Raw genomic sequence first — 25,689 nt, 5'->3', positions numbered from 1 at the left:
CGACGGAAAGGCACCCTCATGAAGTCCGGCCCGAGAACTCACCGCCCCTCGTGCATCGGCCTGTTGACGGCCACCGCACTCACCGGCGCCCTGGCGGGCACGCTGCTCGCCCTGCCCGAGCCGGCGTCGGCCGCTGCCGTCACTCTCTCCGCCGTGCAGTGCAGCACGCGCAAGTCCCCGTACGGCGGTCGGCAGATGAGCCCCAACTGCGGCGGCTGCCGGTGGCTCAGGTCAGGGGCAGACGCATGATGGTCAGGTCGAGCCACCGGCCGAACTTGGTGCCGACTTCGGGGACCGTTCCGACGTGCTGGAACCCGAACCTCTCGTGCAGCCGGATCGACACGCCGTTGCCGGCTTCGATGTCGGCGATGACGACATGGTGGCCTGCCTCACGGGCAGCGGCGATGAGGCTGGCCAGCAGCGCGGAGCCGATGCCGAGCCCGTGCCGGTCCTCGCGGACGTAGACCGAGTCCTCCACCGTGTGCCGGTACCCGTCCAGGCTCCGCCACGGGCCGAAGGCCGCGAACCCGGCCACCTCGCCCTCCACGTCGGCCACGAACGCCGAGCCGCGCTCCAGGTGAGCGGCCAGCCATGCCGCTCCCTCGGCGGGGGACTGCGGGGTCTGCGTCCACAGCGCCGTCGAGTGCTCGATCGCGTGGTTGCGGATCGCGCGGATCGCCTCCGCGTCGCCGGAGTGCGCCGGCCGTACCGTCACGGCCCGGCTTCTCTCGTATATTGGATTCATGTCCAACATAGTAGATCCTCTGGTGGGGCAGATCGCAGCCCGCGTGCGCACCGAGCGGGAACGCCGCCGCTGGACCCTGGCCCAGCTCGCGGACGCCTCCGGTGTCTCCCAGGCCATGATCAGCAGGATCGAGCGCGGCGAGAGCAGCCCCACCGCCGTCGTCCTCGGCAAGCTGTCCGCCGCCTTCCGGCTCAGCGTCGCCTCCTTGCTCGCCCTCGCCGAAGGGGCGCAGGAGGAAGAAGAAGGAGCGCAGGGCCACGCGGACGGCGTCGTGGGTGTGCGCCGCCGGGACGACGCGCCCGAGTGGCGCGACCCCGGCACCGGATACCGCCGCCGTCAGATCACCGGACCGCACTTCCCCGCGGAGATCGCCGAGATCCGCCTGCCCGCCGGTGCACGTGTGCCGTATCCGGCCGCGGCCTTCGCCTTCGTACGCCAGGTCGTCTGGGTCCTCGACGGCCGTCTGACCTTCCACGACGGCGACACGGTCCACGAACTCGACGCGGGCGACACCATCGAACTCGGCGAGCCCGCCGACCGCGTCTTCGCCAACACCACCGACGCCGAGTGCCGCTACGCCGTCGTCCTCACCCGCGGCGCACAGCCTTGACCCGCCCCCTTCCCCGAGGCGGCACGTTCCTCCTCGCCTCCATAGCCGGGACGGCGATCGCCAACAACTACGCCCTGCAGCCCGCGCTCACCGCGGTCGCCGCCGACCTGGGCGTCCCCCTCGCCGTGATCGGCCTCGTACCGACCGCCGCGCTCGCCGGCTGCATGACCGGCTTCGCCCTCCTGCTCCCGCTCACCGACCACCTGGCCCCCAACCGCCTGGTGGCCGCACAGCTCACCGCCCTGGCCGCCGCCCTCACCCTCGCCGCGGACGCACCCGGCGCGGTCGCGCTCCTGGCCGCCTACCTGCTCATCGGCGCGGCCGCCAGTGTCGCGGCCCAGGCCGGCAGCATCGCGGGCCGGCACGCCCCGCCCGGGAGCCGGGGAACCGGCGTCGCCACCGTGGCCGCCGGCATGTCGGCCGGCATCCTGCTCAGCCGCCTGGCGGGGGGAACCCTCGCGCACGTCCTCGGCTGGCGGCGGATGCTCCTGGTCTTCGCCGCGCTCGCCCTGCTCGGCGCGATCGCCGCCGCCACGCTCCTGCCCCGGCAGCGGCCGCACTCCCGTCGCGGCTACCGCGCCACCCTCGGCTCGCTTCCCCCGCTCCTGCGCCACCATCCGCAGCTGCGCAGCGCGGTGGCCACCGGCGGGCTGTGGTACTTCGCCTTCAACCTCGTCTGGGTCGCCCTCGCCCTGGCTCTGGCCCAGCCGCCCCACTCCCTCGGCCCCACCACCATCGGCCTGTACAGCCTGGCCGGACTCCTCGGCTTCGCCGCACTCCCGCTCACCGGACGCCTCGCCGACCGGTACGGTCCCCGCGCCGTGATCACCGCTTCCATGGCGGCCGCCGCGGCCGGAGTCGCCCTCCTGGTCACCGGCCTGGACACCCCGTTGGTCACGGCAGCCGGACTCGCGCTGTGCGACGCCGGCTGCTTCGCCGCCCAGGCCGCCAACCAGAGCCGCGTCATCGCCCTCGACCCCCAACGCTCCGGCAGCCTCAGCAGCGTCTACCTCGTGCTGTACTTCACGATCGGCGCCGTCGGCACCGGCCTCGCGGCACCCCTGCTCGGCACCCTCGGCTGGCAGGGCACCGCCCTGACCGCCCTCGCCGCGCTGCTCCTTGCCGCCGCCTACGGACGCGGCGGCACCCGGCAGACCTGAGTGCCTGCTGACATACGGCTTCGCGACGACGGTCACGGCCCGCCGTGCGGGCAGCATCGGGCGCCGGGCGGGCACGCTTCCGTGCGGCCGGCGCGACCCCGCCCGGCGCCTCCCCGTTGGTGTCCTCTGATTCCCCGGACCGCCCTAGGGCAGCAGCTTCTCCACCGCTGCCTGGCCCTCGGTCTCCAGCTTGCGGCGCGCCCAGTCGAGGTTCGCCGGAGTGACGTCCCTGCCCGCCGCCATCACCAGGTCCTCCGCGGTGACGTCCCTCGGCGGAGCGGAGTGGAGCAGGGCGTCCGGGGTGCAGTGGTCGTCGGACGAACGGGACTCTTCGGGTGTGGATGTCGACATGATGCCTCCTCCTCGGTCCGGATGACCGCATCCGTGCCGGTGCCGCCGAACGGGGCACACTCTCACCATTCCGCGCCTCGGCGCACCCTGCATCCGGAAGACGCCGCGGCGTCGGGGGACCGGCGGCTGCCCGCCCGACGGCGAAGCAGGCGCCCTAAGCTGGAATGCAGCCCGAGCTGGAATGCAGCCCGCACACCGCACCGGGAGGCCTGAGCGATGGCCGAGATCCCCTTCCCGCAGGACCTGTCCGGGAGTCCCCGCTACCTGCCGATCGCCGAACACGGCCTCATCGGTGATCTGCGCAGCGTCGCCCTGGTCGGCACCAACGGCACGATCGACTGGTACTGCTCCCCGTCCTTCGACGCACCCAGCGTCTTCGCGGCCATCCTCGACACCGAGCGCGGCGGCCGCTTCGAGCTGGCCGCCGCGGTACCGGCGCGCACCAAACAGTTCTACTTCCCGGACACCAACGTGCTGATCACCCGGTTCTTCACCGAGGACGGCGTCGGCGAGATCCAGGACTTCATGCCGGTCAGCGCAGAGGAGTCACAATCCGAGGGCCGGCACCGGCTGATCCGGCGGGTGGTGTGCGTCCGCGGGACCGTGCCCTTCCGGGCCCTGATCGCCCCGCGCTTCGACTACGGCTCCGACCCGCACGCCCTGCGCACCCTGGACGGCCAAGTCGTCTTCGAGTCCGCCAAGCTGTCCCTCGCCCTCACCTCCACCGTCGTCGTGGAGTGCGACGGCCGGGACGCGCGGGCCGACTTCAAGCTGAGCGAGGGCGAGACGGCGGTGTTCGCCCTGGACCACCTCGGCGCCGAGGTGGCCCCCCGCGGCTGCGCACACGCCGAGGCCGAGCACGAGTTCAACGCCACCGTCGCCTATTGGCGGCGCTGGCTGCACCAGTCCCGCTACCGGGGCCGCTGGCGCGAGATGGTGCACCGCTCCGCCCTCACCCTCAAGCTCCTCACCTACGCCCCCACCGGCGCCATCGTCGCCGCACCCACCACCAGCCTGCCCGAGCAGCTCGGCGGCGAGCGCAACTGGGACTACCGCTACGTGTGGGTCCGCGACGCCGCCTTCGCCGTCTACGCGCTGCTCAGACTGGGCTTCAGCGGCGAGGCCGCGGCCTTCATGAAGTTCCTGACCACACACATCAGCCCCGGCTGCGGCGACGGCTCCGGCCCGCTGCAGATCATGTACGGCATCGACGGCCGTGCCGACCTGCCCGAACGCGAACTGCCCCACCTGGAGGGACACCTCGGCTCCGCCCCGGTCCGGGTCGGCAACGCCGCCGCCGACCAGCTCCAGCTGGACATCTACGGCGCACTGATCGACTCGATCTACCTCTACGACAAGTGGGCCGAGCCCATCTCCAGCGGCCAGTGGGACGACGTGTGCCACCTCGTCGACTGGGTGTGCGACCACTGGGACCAGCCCGACGAGGGTGTGTGGGAGACCCGCGGCGGTCGCAAGAACTTCCTGTACTCGCGGCTGATGTGCTGGGTCGCCATCGAGCGGGCCATCCGCCTGGCCACCCACCGCGGGCTGCCCGCCGACCATCGCCGCTGGCGCCAGGCCCGGGACGCCATCTACCGGCGGATCATGGAGCGCGGCTGGTCGGAGCGCCGTAACGCCTTCGTGCAGTACGAGGGTGCCGACGTGCTCGACGCCTCGGTGCTGATGATGCCGCTGGCCAAGTTCATCGCGCCGACCGACCCCAAGTGGCTGTCCACCCTGGACGCCCTGTCCGAGGACCTGGTCTCCGACTCCCTCGTCTACCGCTACGACCCGCAGGCCAGCCCCGACGGGCTGCGCGGCGACGAGGGCACCTTCTCCATCTGTTCCTTCTGGTACGTCGAGGCACTGGTCCGGGCCGGCCGGCTGGACGAGGCCCGGCTGGCCTTCGAGAAGATGCTCACCTACGCCAACCATCTCGGCCTGTACGCCGAGGAGATCGGCCGCACCGGCGAGCAACAGGGCAACTTCCCGCAGGCGTTCACCCACCTGTCCCTCATCAGTGCCGCGTTCAACCTGGACCGCGCGCTGGGTTGAGCGCCCTGGCGCGCACGGGTTGTCACCGCCCTGTAACAGCCCGCGCGGGCACCACAACTCCGTCCGCATTCCCCGTGTCGAACCCTGCGTCGGACCCGGACCAACCGACTGACGCATCATCAACTTCCAATGGGGGAAACGGACATGAGCATCACCGCGCCCACCACCCGGCGTACCGCAGGCACCGCCGCCGTCGCCGCGGCCTCCTTCCTGCTGCTGGCCGGGGCGGGCATCCTCGCCGCGCCGTCCGCGTTCGCGGGCGTCCCCGGCGGCACCTCCGCCGCCGACCGCAACAGCGACTTCAACGGCGACGGCTACACCGACCTCCTCACCGGCGTCCCGGAGGGCACCGTCGGCGGCAAGGAGGGCGCCGGGTACGTCACCGTCCAGTACGGCGCCCCGAACGGCATCGGCACCGACACCACGGTCCCCAAGGGCCGGGTCCAGGTGATCAGCCAGTCCACCAAGGGCGTGCCCGGCACCTCCGAGGCCTGGGACGACTTCGGGCAGGCCGTGGCCACCGGCGACCTGGACGGCGACGGCTACGACGACGCGGTCGTCGGTGCACCCGGCGAGGACGAGGGCCGCGTGGCCGACGCGGGCCGGGTGACCGTCCTGTACGGCTCCAAGGCCGGCCTCGGCGCCGAGCGCACCGCCTCCGTCACCGCCGCCGAGCCCGCCGCGGGCGCCCGGTTCGGCCTCGCCGTCGCCGCCGCCCGGTTCTCCGGGGACACCGACGCCGACCAGCTCGTCGTCGTCGACCAGAAGGTCGGCCTGCACGCCTTCACGTACCACGCGGGCGTCCTGCGCCGGGTCGGCGCCCCGCACTCCACCGGCCACCGGCTCCAGCCCGCCTATGTGACCACCGGCGACTACGACCACGACGGCTTCGCCGACCTCGTCGTCTCCGGCTACAGCCCCGACGACGACTACACCAAGGGCTGGTCCGCGTACTACGCGGGCGGCGCCGAGGGCCTGACGTACCGGCGTGACCTGCACGGCGGCCTGGGCTCGGCCTCCGGCGACATCAACGGCGACGGCTACGACGACCTCGTCCTCGGCCGGCTCGACGCCACCGGCGACGCGGACGCGCCCGGCGGTCTGGTCGGCGTCTACTACGGCGGACAGGACGGACCCGCCGGCACCCAGGGCCCCGGCAGCGCAGCCCGGTGGTGGTCCCAGAACTCGCCCGGCGTGCCCGGTACCGCCGAACAGGGCGACGCCTGGGGCGCCGACCTGTCCGTCGCCGACGTGAACGGCGACGGGTACGCCGACGTGGCCGTCGGTGCGCCCGGCGAGGACGTCGGCAGCGTCGCCGACGCCGGCGCGGTGTGGCTGCTGCGGGGCTCCCGTACGGGTCTGACCGGGACCGGCGCGCAGTCCTTCGACCAGAACACGCGGGGCATCTCCGGCACGGCCGAGACCGACGACGCCTGGGGCGCGCAGGTCCGCCTGGCGGACACCGACGGCGACGGCCGCGCCGAGCTGCTGGCCGCGGCGCCCGGCGAGAAGGCGGGGGACGGCGCGATGTGGCTCCTGCCCGCGAGCGACCACGGCCTGCTCGCCGACGGCTCCTGGTCCTACGGCGCCGGCGCCCTCGGCGGCCCCTCCCACGCGGCCCGGTTCGGCGCGGTGATCGACGAGTAACCACGGGAAGCTCCGCCCCCAGGCCCCCGCCGACCCACCACCCGACTCGGTGGACCGATGGGCTGGGTGGGGGTTGCGGGTGTTCGGCTCAGGGCAGCGGCTGCTCAGCCCAGATGATCTTGCCGTTGCTGGTGTAGCGGGTGCCCCAGCGGTCGGCGAGCTGGGCGACCAGGAACAGGCCCCGGCCGCCCTCGTCGGTGGTCGCCGCGTACCGCAGATGCGGGGAGGTCGTGCTGCGGTCGGAGACCTCGCAGATCAGTGTGCGGTCGCGCAGCAGCCGTACGCCGATCGGTCCGCGCCCGTAGCGGATGGCGTTGGTGACCAGCTCGCTCAGGATCAGCTCCGTCGTGAACGACAGCTCGTCCAGCTCCCATTCGGCCAGCTGCCGGGTGACCGAGGCCCGTACCTCCGAGACGGCCACCGGATCCGACGGCACCTGCCACTCGGCGACCCGGTCGGCGCCGAGGACACGGGTGCGGGCCACGATCAGCGCGACGTCGTCGCTGGGCCGGTTCGGGAGGCTGTCGAGCACCGCCCGGCAGGTGTCCTCGGGCGAGGCGTCGGGCGCCCGGCCGAGGGCGTCGCGGAGCAGTTCGAGGCCCTCGTCGATGTCCCGGTCCCGGTCCTCCACCAGGCCGTCGGTGTACAGGACGAGGCGGCTGCCCTCCTCGAGTGCCAGTTCTGCCGTCTCGAACGGCAGCCCGCCGAGGCCCAGCGGGGGACCGGCGGGCACGTCCGGGAACTCCACGCGGCCGTCGGGGTGCACCAGCGCGGGCGGCGGATGGCCGGCCCGGGCCACCGTGCAGACCCGGGACACCGGGTCGTACACCGCGTACAGGCAGGTCGCGCCGGTGACCGCGGCGGCGCCGTCGGCCGGGGTCTCGTTCTGGTCGATCCGGCCCACCAACTCGTCCAGCAGGCCGAGGAGTTCCTCGGGCGGCAGATCGAGCGAGGAGAAGTTGTGCACCGCAGTGCGCAGCCGGCCCATCGTCGCCGCCGCGTGGAGTCCGTGGCCCACGACGTCCCCCACCACCATGGCCACCCGGGTGCCGGACAGCGGCAGAACGTCGAACCAGTCGCCGCCCACCCCCGCCTGCGCCGGCAGATAGCGGTAGGCGATCTCCAGGGCGCCCTGCTCGGGCAGGGAGCGCGGCAGCAGGCTGCGCTGGAGGGCCACCGCCATGCTGTGCTCACGGGTGTAGCGGCGGGCGTTGTCGATGGACACGGCGGCCCGCGCGACCAGTTCCTCGGCGAGGGCCAGCTCCTCGGCGTCGAACGGCTGCGGCTTCTCCGAACGGTAGAAGTTGGCCACTCCGAGGACCAGGGTGCCCGCCCGCAGCGGCACGGTGATCAGGGAGTGGATGCCGTAGTCCACGACCTGCTCGGTGCGCTCCAGGTCCTGGGCGAGCCAGCCGGGCGCCTCCCGCAGCACCGGCTCGACCACGGACTGCCCGGTCGTCAGACTCCGGGCCTGCGGCGAGGTCGGCACGAACCGGATGCGTTCGCCCACCGGATACAGCGGGGCGTCCTTGCGGATGCCGCTGCAGGCCGCCCGGCGCAGCGCGGTCCCGGGCCTCGGCTCCTCCCCGTTCAGCACCGCGTCGAACAGGTCCACGGTGACGTGGTCCGCGAACCGCGGCACGGCAAGCTCCGCCAGTTCCTGCGCCGTGCGGGCCACGTCCAGGCTGGTGCCGATGCCCACCCCGGCGTCGTACAGCATGTTCAGCCGCTCGCGCGCCACCTCCGCGCGGCCCGAGAGGGCGCGCAGCTCGGTGGAGTCGCGCAGCGTGGTGACGCTGCCGGCCGGGCCGCCACGCAGGTCGGTGGGGCGCTGGTTGATGGCCAGCAGCCGGTCCTTGACCAGATGCACCTCGTCCGTGGCGACCCGCCCGGAGGCGAGCAGCCCGGCCGTGTCGTCGTCCAGACCCAGCTCCAGCACATGGCGCTGCTCGGCGTCCTCGGGCAGGTCCAGCAGCCGCTGCGCCTCGTCGTTGGCGAGCACCAGCCGGCCGTCGCCGCTCACGATGAGCACGCCCTCCCGGACGGCGTGCAGCACCGCGTCGTGGTGCTCGTACATCCGCGTCATCTCGTACGGGCCGAGGCCGTGCGTCTGCCGCAGCAGACGCCGGCTGACCAGGGCCGTGCCCCCGGTGGCCAGCGCGAGCGCCGCCGCGGCCGCCGCGAGCAGCAGGGGCAGTTGCTGGTCGGCGGCCCCGCCCACGTGCTCGGTGGTGATGCCGGACGAGACCAGGCCGACCACCTTGCCGCCCGAGTCCTTCACCGGTACGACGACCTGCACCAGTTCGCCGATCGTCCCGTGGATCTCCTCGACGACCGTGCTGCCGGCCAGCGCCGGCGCGATGGTCCCGACGAACTTCTTGCCGATGCGGTCCGGCTTGGGGTGGGTGTAGCGGATGCCGTCGGTGTTCATCACCACGATGAAGTCCACGTCCGAGCCCTTGCGGGCGGCCTCGGCCTTCGGCTGCAGGATGGCCGTCGGATCCGGGGCGCGCAGCGCGGCGGCCGTGCCGGGCGCGTTGGCGAACGTCTGAGCGACGGCCAGTGAACGGTTGAGGGCTTCCCTGGTGCTGTCGTGCTGCACCTGGAGCACCTGCGCCACCACGGCCGAGACGACCAGCAGCAGCACGATCACCACCTGGAGGACGAACACCTGCCCGGCGACGCTGCGTCCGGTCACCGCCGACCGCAGCACTCCCGGACGGCCGCCGTTCGCGCCCGAAGCGTCCTTCCGCGGGACCTGTGGTGCGCGCGCTTGCCCGGTAGAACGGGGCGGCCGGGTCTCGGACCGGCCGGGCAGACGCACCATGTGCCCATGTCTACACTGCCCGGCCCCGTCAGGCGAGGCCGTTGCCCGAGGTGACAGCCGCCTGTTCCGGCGGCGGGCCCCGGTCACCGTCGGTGCGGGCCACGGCGGGTGGCGAGCAGCAGCGCCACGTCGTCGGGGCGGTCGGTGGCGTGCCGGGCGGTGGCGGTGATCCGGTCGGCGACCCCGGCCAGGGACCGGCCGCCGCGGCGTCCGGCGACCCCGCCGGCCTTCGCCAGCGCGAGGCGCAGCGCGGTGATGCCGTCGTCGATGTCGGCGCCGGGCCGCTCCACGAGGCCGTCGGTGTACAGGGCGAGGATCGCGTCCGTCTCCAACCGCAGGTCGGTCACCGGGTACTGGGCGCGCGGATCCACCCCGAGGACGACACCGCCCGGGATGTCCAGCACCCGGGTACGTCCGTCGGGGCTGCGCAGCAGCGGCGGCGGATGTCCCGCCCGGGCGGCCCGGGCCTGCCCCGTGGCCGGGTCGAGACGGACGTAGCAGCAGCTGGCGAACTGGCCCGGGTCGAGGTCGATGAGCAGGTGGTTCGTGCCGCTCAGCACCTCGTCGGGCGGCCGGTCGCCGAGCGCGAAGGCGCGTACGGCACTGCGCAGCTGGCCCATGGTGGCCGCCGCCTGCACTCCGTGCCCCTGCACATCGCCGATGACCAGCGCCAGCCCGTCCCCGGCCTCGACGACGTCGTACCAGTCCCCGCCGACGTCCATGCCCTGGGTGCCCGGCAGATAGCGGCCCGCCGTCTCCACCTGCGGGTGCGTCGACAGCCGCCGGGGCAGCAGAGCCTGCTGCAGGCCGCGGGCGAGCGCGGCCTCGGTGTCATAGCGCTTCGCCTTCTCCATCGCGTGCGCGATCAGCCCGGCGAGTGCGGTGAGAACCGTCTGTTCCTCCGTGCTGAAGCTGCGCGACCGATCGAAGCCGAGGATGCACGAGCCGACCGGCCGGCCGGAGGCGATCAGCGGCAGGAAGGCGCGGGCACCCTCCTCCGCGTCCAGGGGGATGCCCGGGTAGGTGGCCGCCAGCTGGTGCATGGACTCGAAGAAGATCGGGCGCCCGGTCGTGAGGGTCTCCACGCCGGGCAGGTGCGCTTCGAGGCCGACGCCCTCGAAGGGGGCGAGGAAGCCCTGCGGGAAGCCGGTCTCCCAGGCCAGGTACAGGTGCCGGTCCTGGAGCAGGTAGATGGCCAGGCGGCGGCCGCCGAACGCGGGCAGCAGCTCCTGCACCACGACCGCCGACACCTGCCGGGCGGTCACGGCGTCCGTCAGCGCGATGGCGAGGGCGATGGGCCGGTACAGCGGCGTCAGCGGGTGATCGCCGGGCACCGTGTCCTCCGGCGTGTGCGGCTCGACCTCGGCCGGGGCCTCGGGGGAGGGTTCAGCGGGCGCGTCGACACGGCTGGCAGGGACGAGCGTGCAGGTAAGGATATCCGGGCCGGGATGCACCGAGAGGGCGAGCCAGTCGCCCTCACCGGTTGCCGCACGCCCGGCGGCCGGACGCCGGACGTGCACATGCACCGGCTCCTGGGACAGCAGCACGCTGCGCAGATGGTCGTCGTACGGCGGCCCGGTCAGCCACGGCATCGCCTCCCACAGCGGACGGCCGAGCAGCCATGCCCGCTCCCGGCCCGCCATGCGTGCCGCCGCCGGGTTGACGTACACGAGCACACCGAGCCGGTCCAGGCAGAACACCCCTTGCGGCAGCATGTCGGCCGCGCCGTCGGCGGAGGGGCCCGGGCCGGGATCGAAGACGGTTCCGGCGACCAGGGACGCCTCGCGGGTCTCCGTCGCCGGGGACAGGTCGAGGAGCCGCGGTGTCCCTTCCTGAGACCACACCTGCAGGGGCGCGGCCGGCGGCTTCCCGGCGCCCGCCTCGCGCAGTGCGGCAAGGATCCGGTGCGCCTCGGCCGGGGACACGGCGTCCGCGAGCGCCGGGCCGGTCCCCGCGAACTCGGCCGGATCCAGCCCGAGGAGCGCGTACAGCCGTTCGTCCGGGTGCACCGCCGAGGTCTGTGGATCCCAGGTGAACCGCCCCACGCGCGTCTGCGCGGGCCGGGTGGCGGGCGGTCGTACGCAATGGGGTGCCCCGTCCCAGGCGATGACCGCCTCGTCCCCGTCGGCGAGAGCGAGCAGCTCGGCTCCCAGCCCCTCGGCGAGCCGCGTGAGCAGTTCGCGGTCCAGCAGCTCGTCCACGGTGTCCGTCGCCGCGGGGCGCAGCACGGTGAGCACCCCGAAGGGCTCGGTCCCGCCCGGCACGGGCACGTGCACCGACCCGAACGGGAAGGGCAGACCCGCTGCGAACTGGGGATACCGGCGTGCCGTCTCCGTGGCGTTGGGCAGTATCACCTGGACGCCGAGCCGGTAGGCGTCGGCCACCGGGAAGGGCCGGCCGACGTGCAGTCGCCACCACGGCCGGAACAGCGGGCCGGGCAGCCCGACGAGCACCGCGAGGCGCAGCAGCCCCGGGGTGCTGGAGCGCAGGTACACGCCCGCCACGCGCGCTCCGGCCGCGCCGAGCGCGCCGGTCGAGGCGTCGACCAGCAGCGTGGTCAGCCGCGCCCGCGTACGGACCGCCGGCTCTCCACTCCCAGCCATGGGCCCTACCTCGTCCCGTACCGCCGGGTGGATGACACAAGAATGCGCCACGTCGGTGGCGTAATGCACCTGGGCGGGAGAAGACGGTACTGCACGGTCACGGCCGTGGGGAGGGGCCTGTACGGATCTCGTACCGCGCACCTCACACCTGTGCCTCGCCCGGTGGCGGGACGTCGTACGCGCTCCTAGTAATGGACCGCGTGATTCCGTGCCGCGGACCGCGTGATTTCGCGCCGCGTGCGGCGCGCCGGTGTGGCCGCACCCTTCCCCCGGAGCCCAGATGACCAGCTCTCCGTCGCCCCCTCCCGACGACTCCTGCGGCATACCCGTCGCACCGCCCGCCACCGGGGTCGCCACACCGTTCCCCGACCCCGGAACCTGGCTGCTCGCCACGCTCGCGTTGGCTGACACCCGCCCTGCGGAGGGGTGCTGAGTGAGGTCGCCGCGGCCGTGCCGGCGGATGGCGGGCCGCCGCCGTGGCCGCGCGCAGGGGTGTTGAGCCCGGCCGTCGCGACCGCGCCGACGGGTGTCGGATCGGGCCGCCGCAGCCGCGTGGACGGGCGCCCGGTCAGGCACCTGCCACCACGCCCACCGGGCGCAGCACCAGGTGGCCGTCCATGCGGGTCGCCGCCATGGCGAACGGGAACGTGTTCGCCCGCAGGCACATCGGAACGTCCTCGGGATGGACGCCCTCCCAGCCGAGCCGTACGCCCTCCGCGAGCCGGGCGGCTGCGTCGGAGTGCCGGGCCCGGTCCAGGTAGGGCGCGGGATCGGCGGTGGGCGAGTCGGTGCGGGCCGCGATGTACTGGGCGCAGGCCAGGTCCTCCTCGGCCCGCCCGCCGTCCCCGGTGACGACGAAGGTCACCGTGTCCGGCCGGGCGCGCCGCAGCACCTCGGCGGTCGCCCCGGCCACCAGGAAGCTCGCGCACAGCAGCAGCCGCGCGTCCGCGACCGCCAGCGCTCCGGCCGTCCCGGCGGTGGTCTTCTGCACGACCGTACGGCCCCGCACCTCGAGCGAGCGCAGCCGGGCGGGCGAGTTGGCCAGGTCGAACCCCGGCACCGGCGGACCATCCTGAAAGGCCAGCCAGCCCGGGTTGCGGGCCTTGAGCTCCAGGGCCTCCTCCTGCGTCCCGGCGAAGACGATCTTCTCCGCGCCGCGCCGGAACGCCCAGGCGGCGACGGTGAACGCGCGCATCACATCGACGACCACGGCGACGTCGGGGGAGGTCGGCCGATCGGGGATCCCGGTGAAAGTCGGTTGCATCGCTCCATGGTGCGGCAACCGGCCCTCGCGCAGCGGAAGTTCAGTACTCCGAGGGTCCGGGCGGCAGCGTGCGGGCGGTGCGCAGGCTGCGCAGCGCGAGGAGCAGGACGGCGATGTCGTCCAGGTAGACCGGGTCGGGCAGCAGGTCGGTGGGCAGCACCAGGTACAGGATCGCGCCCCAGAACACCCAGCGCGGCCCCGTCGGCAGCCCGGCCCGCTGCAGGGTCCGCCGGGCGCGCACCAGCCGCACCAGCAGCCAGACGGCTACGCCGAGCAGCAGCGCCGCGACGACGGCGACGATCACCAGCAGGGTCGTGGTGGAATCCATGCGGCCTCCTGTCCCTCCTGGCTCACGCCGAGTCGGTGGGGTCCGTGCCGTCGCCACCGGGGGAGGCGTCCGGGCGCGAACCCTTCGTGCTGAACTTCAGCCGTTCGAAGGTCCGTGTCAACTGCTGCAGCGCGGACGGCGTCCGGGCACCGGGCCGCTCCTGCTGACGGGGCAGGGCGTGTGGGGCGGGCGCGTCGCGGTAGGCGGTCAGGGCCTGGTGGGCCTGCTCGGCGGCCTCCCGGTACAGGTCCCGGGACTTCGTCATGGCCTCCAGCGCCTCGGCGTACATGGCGACCAGCTGCCGTTCGCGCTCCAGCTCCTCCCGCAGGGTCAGCAGGGTCCAGTTGTCGCGCAGGTCCGCCAACGCCTCCGCTGCACCCTGCGGCAGGGGCCGGGGCAGGGCGGCGAAGTGCCGCAGGGCCGCGACGAGTTCGGTCGGCTCGGAGCCGTCGAGGAAGACGGTGCGCACGCTGTGCTCCCGGCGGTCGTAGCCCTCCGGCGCGGGGTCCGGGGGCAGCAGCACGGCGCCGCCGCGCGGTACCTCGACGCCGAGGTCCTTCAGCGCCCAGTTGACGGCGCGCAGCTGCTGCGGCGCGGCCCGGTGCTCCAGCACGCGGTGCCGCAGTCCGGGCGGCAGCAGCTGGGCCAGCGGCAGCCGGCCGCGATCGTCCGGGGTCATCGCCTCGTGCACGACGAGGTTCACGCACCAGGCCTCGCGGGACGCGTCCCGCAGCCGGCGCCGCATCTCCTTGTCGTCCTCGGGGAGCGCGTTCACCTGCCGGAAGCGCAGGCCCGCCACGGTGGGGTGGTGGTCCCAGGCGCCGTCGGCGCCCTCCGCAGGCCCGGCCTCGGGCCAGAACAGCGTCGCCGGCGAGGGCCAGGCCTCGTCCCAGGGGCGCTCCGCCTCCGCGACGAGCGTCCACTGCCGCCCCTCCGGCCGGCCCTGCAGGGGGACGAGGGTGAGCCGGGCCCGTACGGTCACGGTGCCGTCGGGCCGCCAGCGTGCCTCGAAGATCCGTTCGGGGGAGTCCTCGGGGGATTCCTCCGGCACGGGGGGCTCGGCGAAGTCGTCGATGTCCCCGCTCTCCTTGTGCCGGCGCAGGGTGCGGCGGACGACGTCCTCGGCGGCGGGACCGGTGTGGCGGCCGCGGGCCGACCAGAGAGTCTGCGGGATGGTGGCGCGGTCGGTGGTGGAGTTCGACATGGGCCAATCTGCTGATGGGGGCGGGTGCGCCTTCCAGTATCACCGCCCGGGCGCGGTACACGCCGGGCGGGGTCCGGGCGTGGCGCGCCGCCGCGGCCCCGCGCCCCGCGCACGGGGTGTGCGCCCCGCACCCGGGGTACGGGCCGCACACATCACGTGAGCGCTGTTCACACGTCCCCGGACCGTCCCTCGGTACCGAAAACTGTCCGTCGAACGGGGTCCGCCCTCCCATCCGCTTAGGGGTAGGCCCCGTTCGCCATGTGCGGCGGGCCTGTCGGGTCTCGCGCAGGGCGGGCGCGCCCGCTCGACACGCAGCTCGATATATATCGGCAGCCGATATATTCTGCTCGCATGGCATCGAGGAACATGACCCGAGGGGCGTTCTTCGTCCTCACGGCACTGGCCGACCAGCCGCGGCACGGCTACGGCATCCTGCGCGAGGTCGAGGAGCTGTCCGACGGAGAGGTGCAGTTGAGGGTCGGCACCCTCTACGGGGTGCTGGACCGGCTGACCGCCGACGGATTGATCGTGCTGGACCGGGAGGAGGTGCAGCAGGGCCGCCTGCGGCGCTACTACCGGCTCACCGAGGACGGAGTGGCGGCCCTCGACGCGGAGGCGGAGCGCATGGCCGCCGGTGCCGGGGCCGCCAAGCGGCGCATCGCCGAGGGCCGCCGGGCCGCCGCACCGGCCGACACCGCCCCCGAACCCCCCACGGCACCCGGACTCGCGGGAGGCTTCGCATGACCACGCTCCTGGAATCCCGCTACCGCACCGTCCTGCGCCTGCTCCCCGCCTACTACCGGCGCGAACGGGAGGAGGAGATGGTCGAGACGTACCTGTGGGACGTCGACCGCGACACGCAGGACCAGAGCCGGCCCACCCTCGGCGAGGTGGCGAGCATCGCAGCCCTCGCCGTGCGCAGCCGGCTGGGAGCGCCCGGGGCGCCGCGCCGCTACGTCCTCCTCGGCTCGGCCGTCCGGCTCTTCGCGCTGTTCGCCGTGCTCATCCAGGCGGCCGCGGGGGTGGTCGAGCTGGTCCTCGAACTGACCTGGGCCGTCGGCCGGGGCGGCTCGGGGCGGCACCTGTTCCTGTCGCAGTTCACCGACCAGGGACTGCTCACCGCGGTGGTCACCGCCGCCCAGTGGATCCTTCCGCTGCTGTGGACGGTCGCGTACTTCGCCCTCCTCCACGACCGTCGACGCCTCGCCCGGACGGCCGCGCTGTGCGCCGCGCTGCCCACCCTCTGGCCGCTGCTCGGCCCGCTGACGGGCGCGATGGTACCCGCGGACCCGGCGTTCGCCGCCTCCTTCGGGCTCCTGGCCTGGCTGCCGGCCCTCGCGCTCTGCGCCTCCCACCACCGGGACGCACCCCCGGCCCGGCTCCCCGCCGGTACACCCGGGCTGGTCCTCATGACCGCCTGTGTGGTGACGGGCGCGTCCATCGTGCTGCTGCCCGCCCTCCCCGACCTGGCGTGGGCCCCCGCGAGCTGCTTCGTCGTGGGCGCGCTCGGCTGGCTCCTGTGGCAGACCCTGAGCGATGACCGGACGACGCCAGGCGGCGCGCTCGCCCTGGCCGCTCTCGGCCTGCTGATCCTGGCTGTCCGGGGCGCGGCTCTCTACCCCTGGCTGCACGTGCCCGTGCCCGCCGTCTACCTCGGCGGCTGTCTCGTGCAGACGGCCGCGCTCGCTCTGCTGACCGTGACACTCGCGGTGGTCGGCCGCCGGGACCTGGTCGCGGCCGAGCCGGGCCTGTCGTGACCGGTGCGCCCCGGCTCAGTGCGGGAACGCCCGGGGCGCCCGCTGACGCGGCAGCTCCTCACGGAACTCTGCGATCACCGAGCTGATCTGCCGCATCAGCATCGTGCCCTCCAGCCGGTCGAGGTAGAGGTTCGCACGGGCCAGCGCTGGGAGGTCCACACAGAAGTAGAGGGACATCAGCGGGTTGACGAACAGCTCGCTGTCCCGGGTGCGCTCGGTGAACCGCACGTCGCCGAAGTCCCCGCGCACGGCGGCCGCGACCGAGCCGTGGACGATGCTGGGATAGCTCTCGTGGCTCTGCTGGGCATGCGCCACGGCGTCGAGATAGAGCGCGCCCTCCTGGCTCTCCCTGGGGAGCGAGAACGCCCCCAGATAGGCGCCCTCGCGGTCCAGGGCGGCCAGGTTCTCGAGGAACAGGGAGTGGTTGACGCCGTGATAGGCGTCCACCCCGAAGCCCAGGCAGGCCACCAGCCGGTGCGGGACCTCGTCGAGACCGGCGACTGCGGCCAGGCTCGCCATGTCCTCCTCCGGCGTGCCGAGCCCGTGCTCGTCCCCGCGCATCAGGATGTCGGTACCGCCGTCCACCAGCACGACGGCGTCCACGCCGCCCAGATGATCGAGGAGCGCCCGGTAGGCGGCGCGCAACGGCTCGACTCCCGTACGGGGAAAGGCGTACACCGTGTCGGGCATCCCCTGCGACCCCAGCCATCGGGCCAGAGCCCGCTCGGGAAAGTAGTCGCCGCGCAGCGGGGTGTCCGGGCGGACGGCGGCGACGTCCTCCTCCACCCAGCTGTCCAGGCTCAGGCCGTAAAGGTCGGAGAAGGACAGGTTGGCCAGATGGACCTCCGCACCGGCCGAGCGCAGCGCGAAGGCCAGGGGCAGTCCGGCGTAGACGTCGAATCCGCCGCCCGCACCGGCGACGAGCACCCGGCGCGCCTCGCGCAGACGGGTGAAGAAGAGGGGCTCACGCAGGGAAAACACCTCAGGACCCTAACAGGGGCCCTGGGAGGCCTCGTTGGACTCGTTCCCGAAGCCTCCCGGGCACTCCCGGGAATCAGGCTCCGCTCTCCCGGAGCATGTCCTCGCGCTCGACGATCTTCACGCGTTCGCGGCCCTGCGGCTCGCCCAGCGCCCGCTCGGCGGCGTCCAGCTTGTACCAGCCCTCCCAGGTGGTGAAGCGGATCTCGCGCTCGGCCAGGAACGCGTCCACGGACTCCGGCGCGGGGGAGTCCGGGGTGTGCAGACGGCCGTTCGCGAAGTCGTCCAGCAGGTTGGCCACGGTCTCGTTGGCGTCACCCTTGGTGTGGCCGATCAGACCGACCGGGCCGCGCCGGATCCAGCCGGTGACGTACGTCGACCGGAGGTGGTTGCCGCTCTCCTCGATGACCCGGCCGCCCTGGTCCGGAACCGTGCCGGACTCGATGTCCCACGGCAGCTTGGGCAGCTTGTCGGAGAGGTAGCCGACGGCGCGGTAGATCGCGCTGACGTCCCAGTCCTTGAACTCGCCGGTGCCCTTGACGTTGCCCGTGCCGTCGAGGGCGGTGCGCTCGGTGCGCAGGCCGACCACCTTGCCGTCCTCGCCGAGGATCTCCGAGGGCGACTCGAAGAAGTGCAGGAACAGTTTGTGCGGCCGGTCGCCGACGTCCCGGATCGCCCAGTTCTCCAGGGTCTTGGCGACCATGTCGGCCTGCTTGTTGCCGCGCCGGGTCTCGATCGAACCCGCGTCGTAGTCGATGTCCTCGGGGTCGACGATGACCTCGATGTTCGGGGAGTGGTCCAGCTCGCGCAGCTCCATCGGGCTGAACTTGGCCTGCGCCGGGCCACGGCGGCCGAAGACGTGGATCTCCAGGGCCTTGTTCGCCTTCAGACCGTCGTAGACGTTCGCGGGTATCTCGGTCGGCAGCAGCTCGTCCGCCGTCTTGGCGAGGATCCGGGCCACGTCGAGTGCCACGTTGCCGACGCCGAGAACGGCGACCTTCTCGGCCTCCAGCGGCCAGGTGCGCGGCACGTCCGGGTGGCCGTCGTACCAGGAGACGAAGTCGGCGGCGCCGTACGAGCCGTCCAGCTCGATGCCCGGGATCGACAGATCCCGGTCGGCCGTCGCGCCGGTGGAGAAGATCACCGCGTCGTAGAAGGAACGCAGGTCGTCCAGGCTGATGTCGTTCGGGTAGTCGACGTTGCCGAACAGCCGGATCTGGGGCTTGTCGAGCACCTGGTGCAGGGCGGTGATGATGCCCTTGATGCGCGGGTGGTCGGGTGCCACGCCGTACCGGATCAGGCCGAACGGGGCGGGCATCCGCTCGAAGAGGTCGATGGAGACGCCGGGTTCGGCGGCCACCTCGGACTTGAGCAGGGCGTCGGCGGCGTAGATCCCGGCGGGGCCGGCTCCGACGATGGCTACCCGCAGGGGGCGCGGCATGATCAGTTCCCTTCGAGCGTGATCAGATACTCGAGTGGGAAGCCTAGACTAAGGCAGACCTAAGTTAGTACACGGGTCCGGTCTATGACCTCATAAGTGGATCTTATGACTTCTCCAGGGGTCTCTTATGGGGTCGCTTGCCCGGGGTCTCTTGCGGAGGAGGGCGCGTGGGCGGACGCGGGGAGACGACCGTCGTGGTGACCGGCGGCAGCGGCTTCGTCGGCAGCCATCTCGTGCGACGGCTGCTGGAGCGTGGCTACCGTGTCCGCACCACTGTACGCAGCAGCGCGAACGCGGCGAAGGCGCGGCCGCTGTGGGAGATGCAGGAGGCCTTCCCCGGTCGACTGACGCTGTTCGAGGCGGACTTGCTGGAGGAAGGCTCGTTCGACGAGGCGTTCCGCGGCTGTCCGATCGTCTTCCACGTGGCCTCGCCGTTCCTCATGCCGGAGCGGATCAGGAACGCCCGGCGGGACGTGGTGGACCCGGCGCTGCTCGGCACCCGCAACGTCCTGGCGAGCATCGAGCGGACCCCGGAGGTCCGGACCCTGGTGTTCACCTCCACCGTGGGCGCGGTGTTCGGTGACTATGCGGACGTCCTGCACATGGACGGCCAGGTGCTGTCCGAGCGGTACTTCAACACCACCAGCACGGCCGAGAACAATCCCTACCACTACGCCAAGACCGTCGCCGAACGCGCGGCCCGGGACGCCGAGGCGGCACAGGACCGCTGGCGCATGGTGTCCGTCAACCCCGGCCTGATCCTGGGCCCTTCCCTCACCCCCGCCTCCGAGTCCGGCAGCCTCTTCCTCCTCGACGAGCTGTTCAAGGGGTACTTCTGCTACGGAGCCCCCGACTTCAGCTTCACCACGGCCGACGTACGGGATGTTGCCGACGCGCACATCGCGGCCGCCGAGAACCCCGGGGCAAAGGGCCGCTACATCGTGGCGGCCGAGACGATGACTTCGTTCCACGAGATGGCCCGCATCATCCGTACCCGCCACCCCTACGACCCGCGCCTGCCGCGCACCGCGCTCCCGCACTGGCCGGTACGCGTCCTGGGCCCCTCCTTCGGCCTCACCCAGGACTACATACGCAAGCACCTCGGCATCCGCTTCCGCGTCGACAACCGCCGCGGCATCGACGAACTGGGGCTCACCTACCGGCCGGTGGCGGAGACCCTGCTGGACCACTACGAGAGCTGGCGCGCGCGACGGCGCCGACCGGGCTGAGGCGAGCCCGCCCGCGGCATCACGCCGGCCGGATCACCCGGTGGATCGCCGCCTCCCCGGCGCCGTAGATCGACTCCTCGCAAATGTACGACCCGGGGCCCGGCGCGTGGATCATCATGCCGTTGCCGGTGTGCAGGCCCACATGCCGGTCGTCGTCGAAGAAGAGGACGAGGTCACCGGGTTCGAGAGCGGCCAGGGTGACCGGCGAGCCCCCGAGCGCCTGCTGGTGCGCGGCCCGCGGCAGCGTGACCCCGGCCGCCTTCCACGCCGCCTGGGTGAGGCTGGAGCAGTCGTACGAGTCCGGCCCCATCGCACCCCACACACACGGCTTCCCGATCTGCGCCCGAGCGAAGGCGATGGCCTTCTCGGCGCGTAGGGCGCGGGGTGACTGCGGGGTGGGTGCGACGGGTGCGACGGGTGCGTACGAGCCTGTGCCGGTCGTGGGGGTGGTGGTGAGGGGTGCGGTGAAGGAGCCGGTTTCGGTGGGGAGGGGGGCGGCTGGGGCTGGGGCTGGGGCTGGGGCTGGGGGTGCGGGTGGGGCGAAGGTGGCTGCGCCGGCTGTGACAGGTGCAGTGAAGGACCCTGTGTCGGCGATGGCGGGCGCGGCGAAAGCTCCGGTGTCGGTCGGAAGGGGGGCGGTGAAGGACCCGGTGTCGACGGTGACTGGCGCGGCGAAGGAGCCGGTGTCGGTCGGGAGGGGCGCGGCGAAAGCTCCGGTGTTGGTCGGGAGGGGTGCGGTGAAGGACCCGGTGTCGACGGGGCGCGGCGCTGCGAAGGCCCCGGTGTCGATGGGGAGGGGCGCGGCGAAGGAGCTGGTGTCGGTCGGGAGGGGCGCGGCGAAAGCTCCGGTGTCGACGGGGCGCGGCGCTGCGAAAGCTCCGGTGTCGACGGGGCGCGGCGCTGCGAAAGCCCCGGTGCCGACGGTGACTGGCGCGGCGAAGGAACCGTTGTCGGTCGTGGGAGGCGCGGCGAAAGCTCCGGTGTTGGTCGGGAGGGGCGCGGTGAAGGACCCGGTGTCGACGGGGCGCGGCGCTGCGAAAGCCCCGGTGTCGATGGGGAGGGGCGCGGCGTAGGAGCCGGTGTCGGTCGGGAGGGGCGCGGCGAAGGAGCCGGTGTCGGTCGGGAGGGGCGCGGCGTAGGAGCCGGTGTCGGTCGGGAGGGGCGCGGCGTAAGCCCCGGTGTCGGCCGGAAGGGGCGCTGCGAAGGACCCGGTGTCAGCCGGGAGGCCCGCAGGCAGCGGCGCGGCGAAGGAGCCCGTGTCGGTCAAAGGGGCCGTCGCGGCCGGACGGCTGAAGGGCTCGCTGCCGGCCGGGAGTGCGGCCGTGCCGAGGGCGCCGGTCGTCTCCTGCGCCGGGAACACGCCGGGTGCCGCCCACTGCGGTGCGCGCCACTGGTCCTCGGTCGGCCGTGGCGCCTGACCCGCCGTGGTGCCCAGGGCGTCCGGCGCGGGAGTGGGCTGGGCGGCCGCGGCGCGCAGGGCGATGCCGCGGGACAACACGTCCCGGGCCGCGGCGAGTTTGCGCCGGTTCTCCGCCTTGGACACGGCCGGGGCGGGCCGCCGGGAGCCGGTGGCAGGGGCGGGCAGTGCCCGGGGCTCCTGCTGAGGGATCGCCGGGGAGGCGGCGAGAGGCAGGGCGGCCGTCGGTGCCGAGGTGCGGCCCGCCGGTTCCAGCATGGCCCGGTTCGGCGGCTCGGCCGAGGCTCGGCCGGGGAGCTCCAGGGCGGTGCGGTCGGCCGCTACTTCCATGACCCGGCTGGTCAGTTCGGGAAGGGCGCGGCTCGTCAGCTCGGGGACGGGCCGAGCGGTCGGCTCGGCGGCAGCCCCACGCGGCAGCTCCGGCAGCGCACGGGCACCCGTCCGCCCCGAAGGCCCGGCGGGCAACTCCGGCAGACCTCGCCCCGGTGTCTCCCGGTCACCGCCGGGGCGATCGCCGCCGGTTCGGTCCGAGGAGCGGGCCGGGGCGGCCCGCCGGCCGGGCATCCGGTCCGCCGGCAGGACCGCCGGGGCGGACGGGCCGAGCTTGGCCCGCGCCCCTTCGAACCACTGCTTGGCCACCTCGTCGAGGGCCGGATCCGAGCGCCGTTCCGGCCGCTTGGCCAGCGGAACACCACGGGTCCGTGTCGCCCCCGCCATGGCCCGAGTCGCGTTGAAGTTCCCGGTCTCGTCCTCGGCCCGGTCGTAGAGGGAGCTGATTCGCTGCCGGACCTCGTCGCGGCTGTCCGTCGCCATGAAGGGACGCACTCCTTCCGTGCTCCGCCTACCGAGTCAGCTGTCGGGTTCGGGCGGTCGGTTCCGGAAGGCGTGCCCTACGACCGTCGCCCGCGAGGGCGTTGGCCGATTCACCCCGAAGTCGGTCGGGTCCCGGCTCCGGCGGCACTCCACGGTGCACCGGATTCGGCGGAGGCCACGCGGCCCGGCGCGGTTCGCCGGGGGAGCCGTGCGGCCTGGTCGTCAACCTAGCCAATTTGTGTGGCCCGTGTGAAGGTTGAAGTGCGCAATGTCCGATACAGATATGTGATGTTCGTCTTGCCATTCGAGATGGGTCACCCTCCGGGTGACGCGGTGCCTATGAGATTCTGATGAATTCTCGGGACGCCTGAACACTCGGGCGCCCGGATCCGTATGGGGCGGGGGATTTCCATGCCGAGCCGCTCGACAGACTCAGAGGTACTTCCGTGGGACGCAACACGCGCAGACGCCCGACCCGTGCACGACGCGCGACCTTCGCAGCGGTCGCCCTGATGCTGGGCGGAGGCGGGCTCGTCGCGGCGAATGTCTACGCCTCGGCCACCGAGGGCACATGGGGCGGGGACAGCGGCCCCGACGCGACCGGACAGGTCCGCTCCGCGGGCATGGCCACGATCGACTGCCCGGACGTCGGCAGCCGGCTGACGACGGTGCCGGACGGCGCCCGCGAGGCCGTCGACCGTGAACTCGCCCAGCTGGACCAGCAGATCGCGGCCGCCTACCAGCAACTCCAGGCGTCGGCCGATTCCGTCCGCCAGGACCCCACGGCGGCGGACGAGCCCATCATGAACCCGCTGAAGGAGAAGCGGTCGGCCACGATCGAGCGGATCGCCGTCGCCATCGACCAGGTCGGTGACCGGCCGGAAGGACTGGAATCCCTGGCCGCCTGCACCCTGCGCCCTGCCCAGGACGGCGCCGGCGGCGACACCGGCAACGCCGGCCAGGGCAGCGCCACCCCGAGCGACGGAGCCCAACAGGGCACCGGCCAGGGCCAGAACGGCGCCGGCCAGGGCGGCAACGGTCCCGTCGCCTCCGACTACGCGGACATCACCTCCGTACAGCCGAACGTGCCGAACCCGCCCCGGCAGGACGACGCGTCGCGCGGCACGTTCACCTCCGAGTGCGGTGTCAACGCAGGCGGCCTGTTCAACTCCGACAACGTGATCGTCGCGCCCGGCGTCTCCAACGGCGCCCACCACTTCCACGACTACATCGGCAACCAGTCCAACAACGCCTTCGCCAGCGACGAGGACCTGGCCGACGCCCAGACCAGCTGTGTGGACCAGGGAGACAAGTCCACCTACTACTGGCCGGTGCTGCGGCTGCAGAACGGCAAGCAGGAACGGGACGCCGGCGCCCCGGGCGGCGGCACCGAGGGCAACGCGGGCCAGATCGTCACGGCCAAGCAGGTGACGCTGACCTTCGTGGGCAACCCGCGCGGCAAGGTCACCGAGATGCCGCGCCTGCTGCGCATCATCACCGGCGACGCCAAGGCCTTCGTCAACGGCCCCGGCAACGCCAACGCCTCGTGGAGCTGCACCGGTTTCGAGGACCGGCAGCTGAAGGACAAGTACCCGCTGTGTCCGTCCGGCAGCGACGTGGTGCGCACCTTCCGCTTCCAGAGCTGCTGGGACGGCCGCAACATCGACAGTGCCAACCACCGCACCCACGTGGCCTTCGCCGGCCCCGACGGTTCCTGCCCCGAGGGCTTCCGGGCGATTCCGCAGCTGGTCCAGCGCATCGTCTACGGCGTCGCCGCGCCGAGCCTGAACGACGGTGGGCGGACGGTGCCGTTCTTCGCGGTGGACTCCTTCCCCGAGCAGCTGCACAAGCCGGTCACCGACCACGGCGACTTCATCAACGTCTTCGACGAGGACCTGATGCGCGAGATGGTCGACTGCATCAACTCCGGCCGGACCTGCGGACCCCGTGGCGGTGACGACTCCGGTGCCACCACGGCCCCGAGCCCGAGCGACGACTCCGGTGCGACGGACGCCCCGGGCACGGGCACCGGCGGCGCCACGGCCGCCCCCGCCACGAGCGCCCCGGCCGAGCCTGCCCCGGCCTCCTCCGACTCGACGCAGGAGCCCAGGACCTACACGTCGACCTCGCCGGCGAACACCACCAAGCACGACAAGCCCGCCAAGCACGACAGCCAGTCCTCCCAGCAGGGCGGACGGACCAAGCAGGACGGCGAGGGCAAGCAGACGGCTCCCGCGAAGGCCGACAAGGCCGCCTCGACCGCACCGTCCGACTCGGGTGCCGGCGAGGTCGGTCAGGCCACCCGGACCCCTGCCGGCGGTCAGGCCGCCCAGTCCCCGGCCGCACCGGCGCAGCCCCCCGCCGACCAGAGCGAACCCCAGGCCGTCCAGGGCGGCCTCGCCGAGACCGGCGCACACCTGTGGCCCGCGGCCATCGGTACGCTGCTCGCCCTCTCCGGCCTCGTCATGCTGATCCGGGCCAAGCGCCTGCGGTACTGACGGCACGTCACGGAACGACGAAACGGCGGCCCCACCCTCCAGCGGTGCGGCCGCCGTTTCGCCGTCCGGAGCCCGTCGACCACTTGTGGGAGCGCTCCCAACCGCATGAGGATGTCCTCATGCCACCCACGGACACCCGCCCCGCGATCCGCCGCTACCGCCCCACCGACCGCGACGCGGTCGCCGACATCTGCGTCCGGACCGCGTACAACGGCGGCGACTCCCGCGCCCTCTGTCCGGATCTGCGTCTGATGCCGTCGATCTTCGCCGAGCCCTACTGCCACTTCGACCCGGACCTCGCCTTCGTCCTGGACGACGGCGAAGGCCGGGCGGTGGGGTACGTCGTCGCTACGGCGGACACCGAGCGGTTCGTCGAGGACTTCCGGCGGACCTGGATCCCCGGGCTGGCCGAGCGCTACCCGGAACCCACCGCGCACCCTCGCACGCCCACCGAGGAGATGATCGGCCTCCTGCACCGCCCGGAGCGCATGCTCGTACCCGAACTCGCCGCCTACCCGGCCCACCTGCACATCGACCTGCTGCCGCCGTGGCAGGGGCGCGGACACGGCCGTCGGTTGATGCACACACTGCTGAACACCCTGCACGCGCAGGGCGTTCCGGCCGTCCACCTCGGCATGGTCACGGTCAACACGGCCGCCCGGGCGTTCTACGACCGGCTCGGCTTCCACGAGATCCCGGTCGCGGACCCCGGCCCGCTCACGTATCTCGGCCGGGCCACGACCCCGGACTGAGCACCCGCCC

General features: G+C 73.1%; 21 protein-coding genes and 1 riboswitch. Of the genes, 11 read left to right on the top strand and 10 right to left on the bottom strand.

All coding sequences use genetic code 11. The features are described from left to right. Window positions 1-18 precede the first annotated feature (18 nt). The gene (locus ACIF83_RS20390; RefSeq protein WP_399728664.1) at window positions 19-249 is read left to right on the top strand and encodes a hypothetical protein; all 231 of its coding nucleotides are present in this window, start codon (window positions 19-21) and stop codon (window positions 247-249) included. Here the strand turns inward: ACIF83_RS20390 and ACIF83_RS20385 are convergent. Beyond that, on the bottom strand, window positions 227-745 hold the full coding sequence (locus tag ACIF83_RS20385; protein ID WP_399728661.1) for a GNAT family N-acetyltransferase: 519 nt from the start codon (window positions 743-745) through the stop codon (window positions 227-229). The two genes, ACIF83_RS20390 and ACIF83_RS20385, sit on opposite strands and share 23 nt — an antisense overlap. On the opposite strand from ACIF83_RS20385, the gene ACIF83_RS20380 reads away from it, so the two are divergent. Both ACIF83_RS20380 and ACIF83_RS20375 read left to right on the top strand, forming a co-directional pair. Further along, the gene (locus tag ACIF83_RS20380) at window positions 744-1,355 is read left to right on the top strand and encodes a helix-turn-helix domain-containing protein (protein WP_393478087.1); all 612 of its coding nucleotides are present in this window, start codon (window positions 744-746) and stop codon (window positions 1,353-1,355) included. The genes ACIF83_RS20385 and ACIF83_RS20380 overlap by 2 nt on opposite strands. Further along, window positions 1,352-2,515 carry an MFS transporter gene (locus ACIF83_RS20375; protein WP_399728658.1) on the top strand — a complete coding sequence of 388 codons (1,164 nt, stop codon included), beginning with the start codon at window positions 1,352-1,354 and terminating at the stop codon, window positions 2,513-2,515. Before ACIF83_RS20380 ends, ACIF83_RS20375 begins: the two co-directional genes overlap by 4 nt. A 144-nt stretch (window positions 2,516-2,659) precedes the next feature. Here ACIF83_RS20375 and ACIF83_RS20370 read toward each other — a convergent pair whose 3' ends face one another. Then, window positions 2,660-2,866: a hypothetical protein gene (locus ACIF83_RS20370; RefSeq protein WP_393478091.1), complete on the bottom strand. Its 207-nt coding sequence runs from the start codon at window positions 2,864-2,866 to the stop codon at window positions 2,660-2,662. A 216-nt stretch (window positions 2,867-3,082) separates the two neighbouring features. On the opposite strand from ACIF83_RS20370, the gene ACIF83_RS20365 reads away from it, so the two are divergent. Beyond that, entirely contained in the window at window positions 3,083-4,921 is a 1,839-nt protein-coding gene (locus ACIF83_RS20365; RefSeq protein WP_393478093.1) for a glycoside hydrolase family 15 protein, read from the top strand. A gap of 144 nt (window positions 4,922-5,065) precedes the next feature. Then, window positions 5,066-6,568: an FG-GAP repeat protein gene (locus tag ACIF83_RS20360; protein WP_399728654.1), complete on the top strand. Its 1,503-nt coding sequence runs from the start codon at window positions 5,066-5,068 to the stop codon at window positions 6,566-6,568. Window positions 6,569-6,656: 88 nt separating this feature from the next. Here the strand turns inward: ACIF83_RS20360 and ACIF83_RS20355 are convergent, their stop codons facing one another. Both ACIF83_RS20355 and ACIF83_RS20350 read right to left on the bottom strand, forming a co-directional pair. Then, window positions 6,657-9,395, bottom strand: a complete 2,739-nt coding sequence (locus ACIF83_RS20355) for a SpoIIE family protein phosphatase (protein WP_399728651.1) — start codon at window positions 9,393-9,395, stop codon at window positions 6,657-6,659. Window positions 9,396-9,478: 83 nt separating this feature from the next. Then, a complete protein-coding gene (locus tag ACIF83_RS20350) occupies window positions 9,479-11,998 on the bottom strand; it encodes a SpoIIE family protein phosphatase (RefSeq protein ID WP_399728648.1) in 2,520 nt (839 codons plus the stop codon). A 280-nt stretch (window positions 11,999-12,278) separates the two neighbouring features. Between ACIF83_RS20350 and ACIF83_RS20345 the strand changes: the two genes are divergently transcribed. Beyond that, window positions 12,279-12,431, top strand: a complete 153-nt coding sequence (locus tag ACIF83_RS20345; RefSeq protein WP_399728645.1) for a hypothetical protein — start codon at window positions 12,279-12,281, stop codon at window positions 12,429-12,431. Window positions 12,432-12,566: 135 nt separating this feature from the next. Here the strand turns inward: ACIF83_RS20345 and ACIF83_RS20340 are convergent, their stop codons facing one another. Genes ACIF83_RS20340 through ACIF83_RS20330 form a run of 3 tightly spaced genes read right to left on the bottom strand, consistent with a single transcriptional unit; the run spans window position 12,567 to window position 14,794 of the window. Beyond that, complete coding sequence (locus ACIF83_RS20340; RefSeq protein WP_393478105.1) at window positions 12,567-13,262, bottom strand: 2-phosphosulfolactate phosphatase; 696 nt, start codon at window positions 13,260-13,262, stop codon at window positions 12,567-12,569. Window positions 13,263-13,302: 40 nt separating this feature from the next. After that, complete coding sequence (locus tag ACIF83_RS20335) at window positions 13,303-13,590, bottom strand: YkvA family protein (protein WP_393478107.1); 288 nt, start codon at window positions 13,588-13,590, stop codon at window positions 13,303-13,305. Window positions 13,591-13,612: 22 nt separating this feature from the next. Further along, on the bottom strand, window positions 13,613-14,794 hold the full coding sequence (locus tag ACIF83_RS20330; protein WP_399728641.1) for a hypothetical protein: 1,182 nt from the start codon (window positions 14,792-14,794) through the stop codon (window positions 13,613-13,615). Window positions 14,795-15,160: 366 nt separating this feature from the next. Between ACIF83_RS20330 and ACIF83_RS20325 the strand changes: the two genes are divergently transcribed. Together ACIF83_RS20325 and ACIF83_RS20320 are read left to right on the top strand one after the other, a co-directional pair. Further along, a complete protein-coding gene (locus ACIF83_RS20325; RefSeq protein ID WP_393478277.1) occupies window positions 15,161-15,538 on the top strand; it encodes a PadR family transcriptional regulator in 378 nt (125 codons plus the stop codon). Further along, window positions 15,535-16,551 (top strand): hypothetical protein, encoded by a 1,017-nt coding sequence (locus tag ACIF83_RS20320; RefSeq protein WP_399728638.1) that lies wholly within the window; start codon window positions 15,535-15,537, stop codon window positions 16,549-16,551. Before ACIF83_RS20325 ends, ACIF83_RS20320 begins: the two co-directional genes overlap by 4 nt. Window positions 16,552-16,566: 15 nt before the next feature. Here ACIF83_RS20320 and ACIF83_RS20315 read toward each other — a convergent pair whose 3' ends face one another. Together ACIF83_RS20315 and ACIF83_RS20310 are read right to left on the bottom strand one after the other, a co-directional pair. After that, window positions 16,567-17,532 carry a DUF1152 domain-containing protein gene (locus ACIF83_RS20315; protein WP_393478115.1) on the bottom strand — a complete coding sequence of 322 codons (966 nt, stop codon included), beginning with the start codon at window positions 17,530-17,532 and terminating at the stop codon, window positions 16,567-16,569. A gap of 73 nt (window positions 17,533-17,605) precedes the next feature. Next, window positions 17,606-18,970, bottom strand: coding sequence for an FAD-dependent oxidoreductase (locus ACIF83_RS20310; RefSeq protein WP_399728635.1), 1,365 nt, complete (start codon window positions 18,968-18,970; stop codon window positions 17,606-17,608). Window positions 18,971-19,137: 167 nt separating this feature from the next. Here ACIF83_RS20310 and ACIF83_RS20305 point away from each other — a divergent pair, with 167 nt between their 5' ends. Next, window positions 19,138-20,199, top strand: a complete 1,062-nt coding sequence (locus tag ACIF83_RS20305; protein WP_399728632.1) for an NAD-dependent epimerase/dehydratase family protein — start codon at window positions 19,138-19,140, stop codon at window positions 20,197-20,199. Between the two features lie 19 nt (window positions 20,200-20,218). Here ACIF83_RS20305 and ACIF83_RS20300 read toward each other — a convergent pair whose 3' ends face one another. Then, a complete protein-coding gene (locus tag ACIF83_RS20300) occupies window positions 20,219-22,429 on the bottom strand; it encodes an NlpC/P60 family protein (protein ID WP_399728629.1) in 2,211 nt (736 codons plus the stop codon). 10 nt (window positions 22,430-22,439) lie between these two features. After that, window positions 22,440-22,610: riboswitch (cyclic di-AMP (ydaO/yuaA leader) on the bottom strand. A gap of 331 nt (window positions 22,611-22,941) precedes the next feature. Between ACIF83_RS20300 and ACIF83_RS20295 the strand changes: the two genes are divergently transcribed. Further along, on the top strand, window positions 22,942-24,927 hold the full coding sequence (locus ACIF83_RS20295; RefSeq protein WP_393478280.1) for a DUF1996 domain-containing protein: 1,986 nt from the start codon (window positions 22,942-22,944) through the stop codon (window positions 24,925-24,927). A 119-nt stretch (window positions 24,928-25,046) separates the two neighbouring features. Beyond that, the gene (locus ACIF83_RS20290; RefSeq protein ID WP_399728626.1) at window positions 25,047-25,679 is read left to right on the top strand and encodes a GNAT family N-acetyltransferase; all 633 of its coding nucleotides are present in this window, start codon (window positions 25,047-25,049) and stop codon (window positions 25,677-25,679) included. Window positions 25,680-25,689: the final 10 nt, after the last annotated feature.

The organism is Streptomyces sp. NPDC085866, assembly GCF_044541035.1.
Lineage (GTDB): Bacteria > Actinomycetota > Actinomycetes > Streptomycetales > Streptomycetaceae > Streptomyces.
This window is presented reverse-complemented; position numbering and strand designations above follow the sequence as displayed.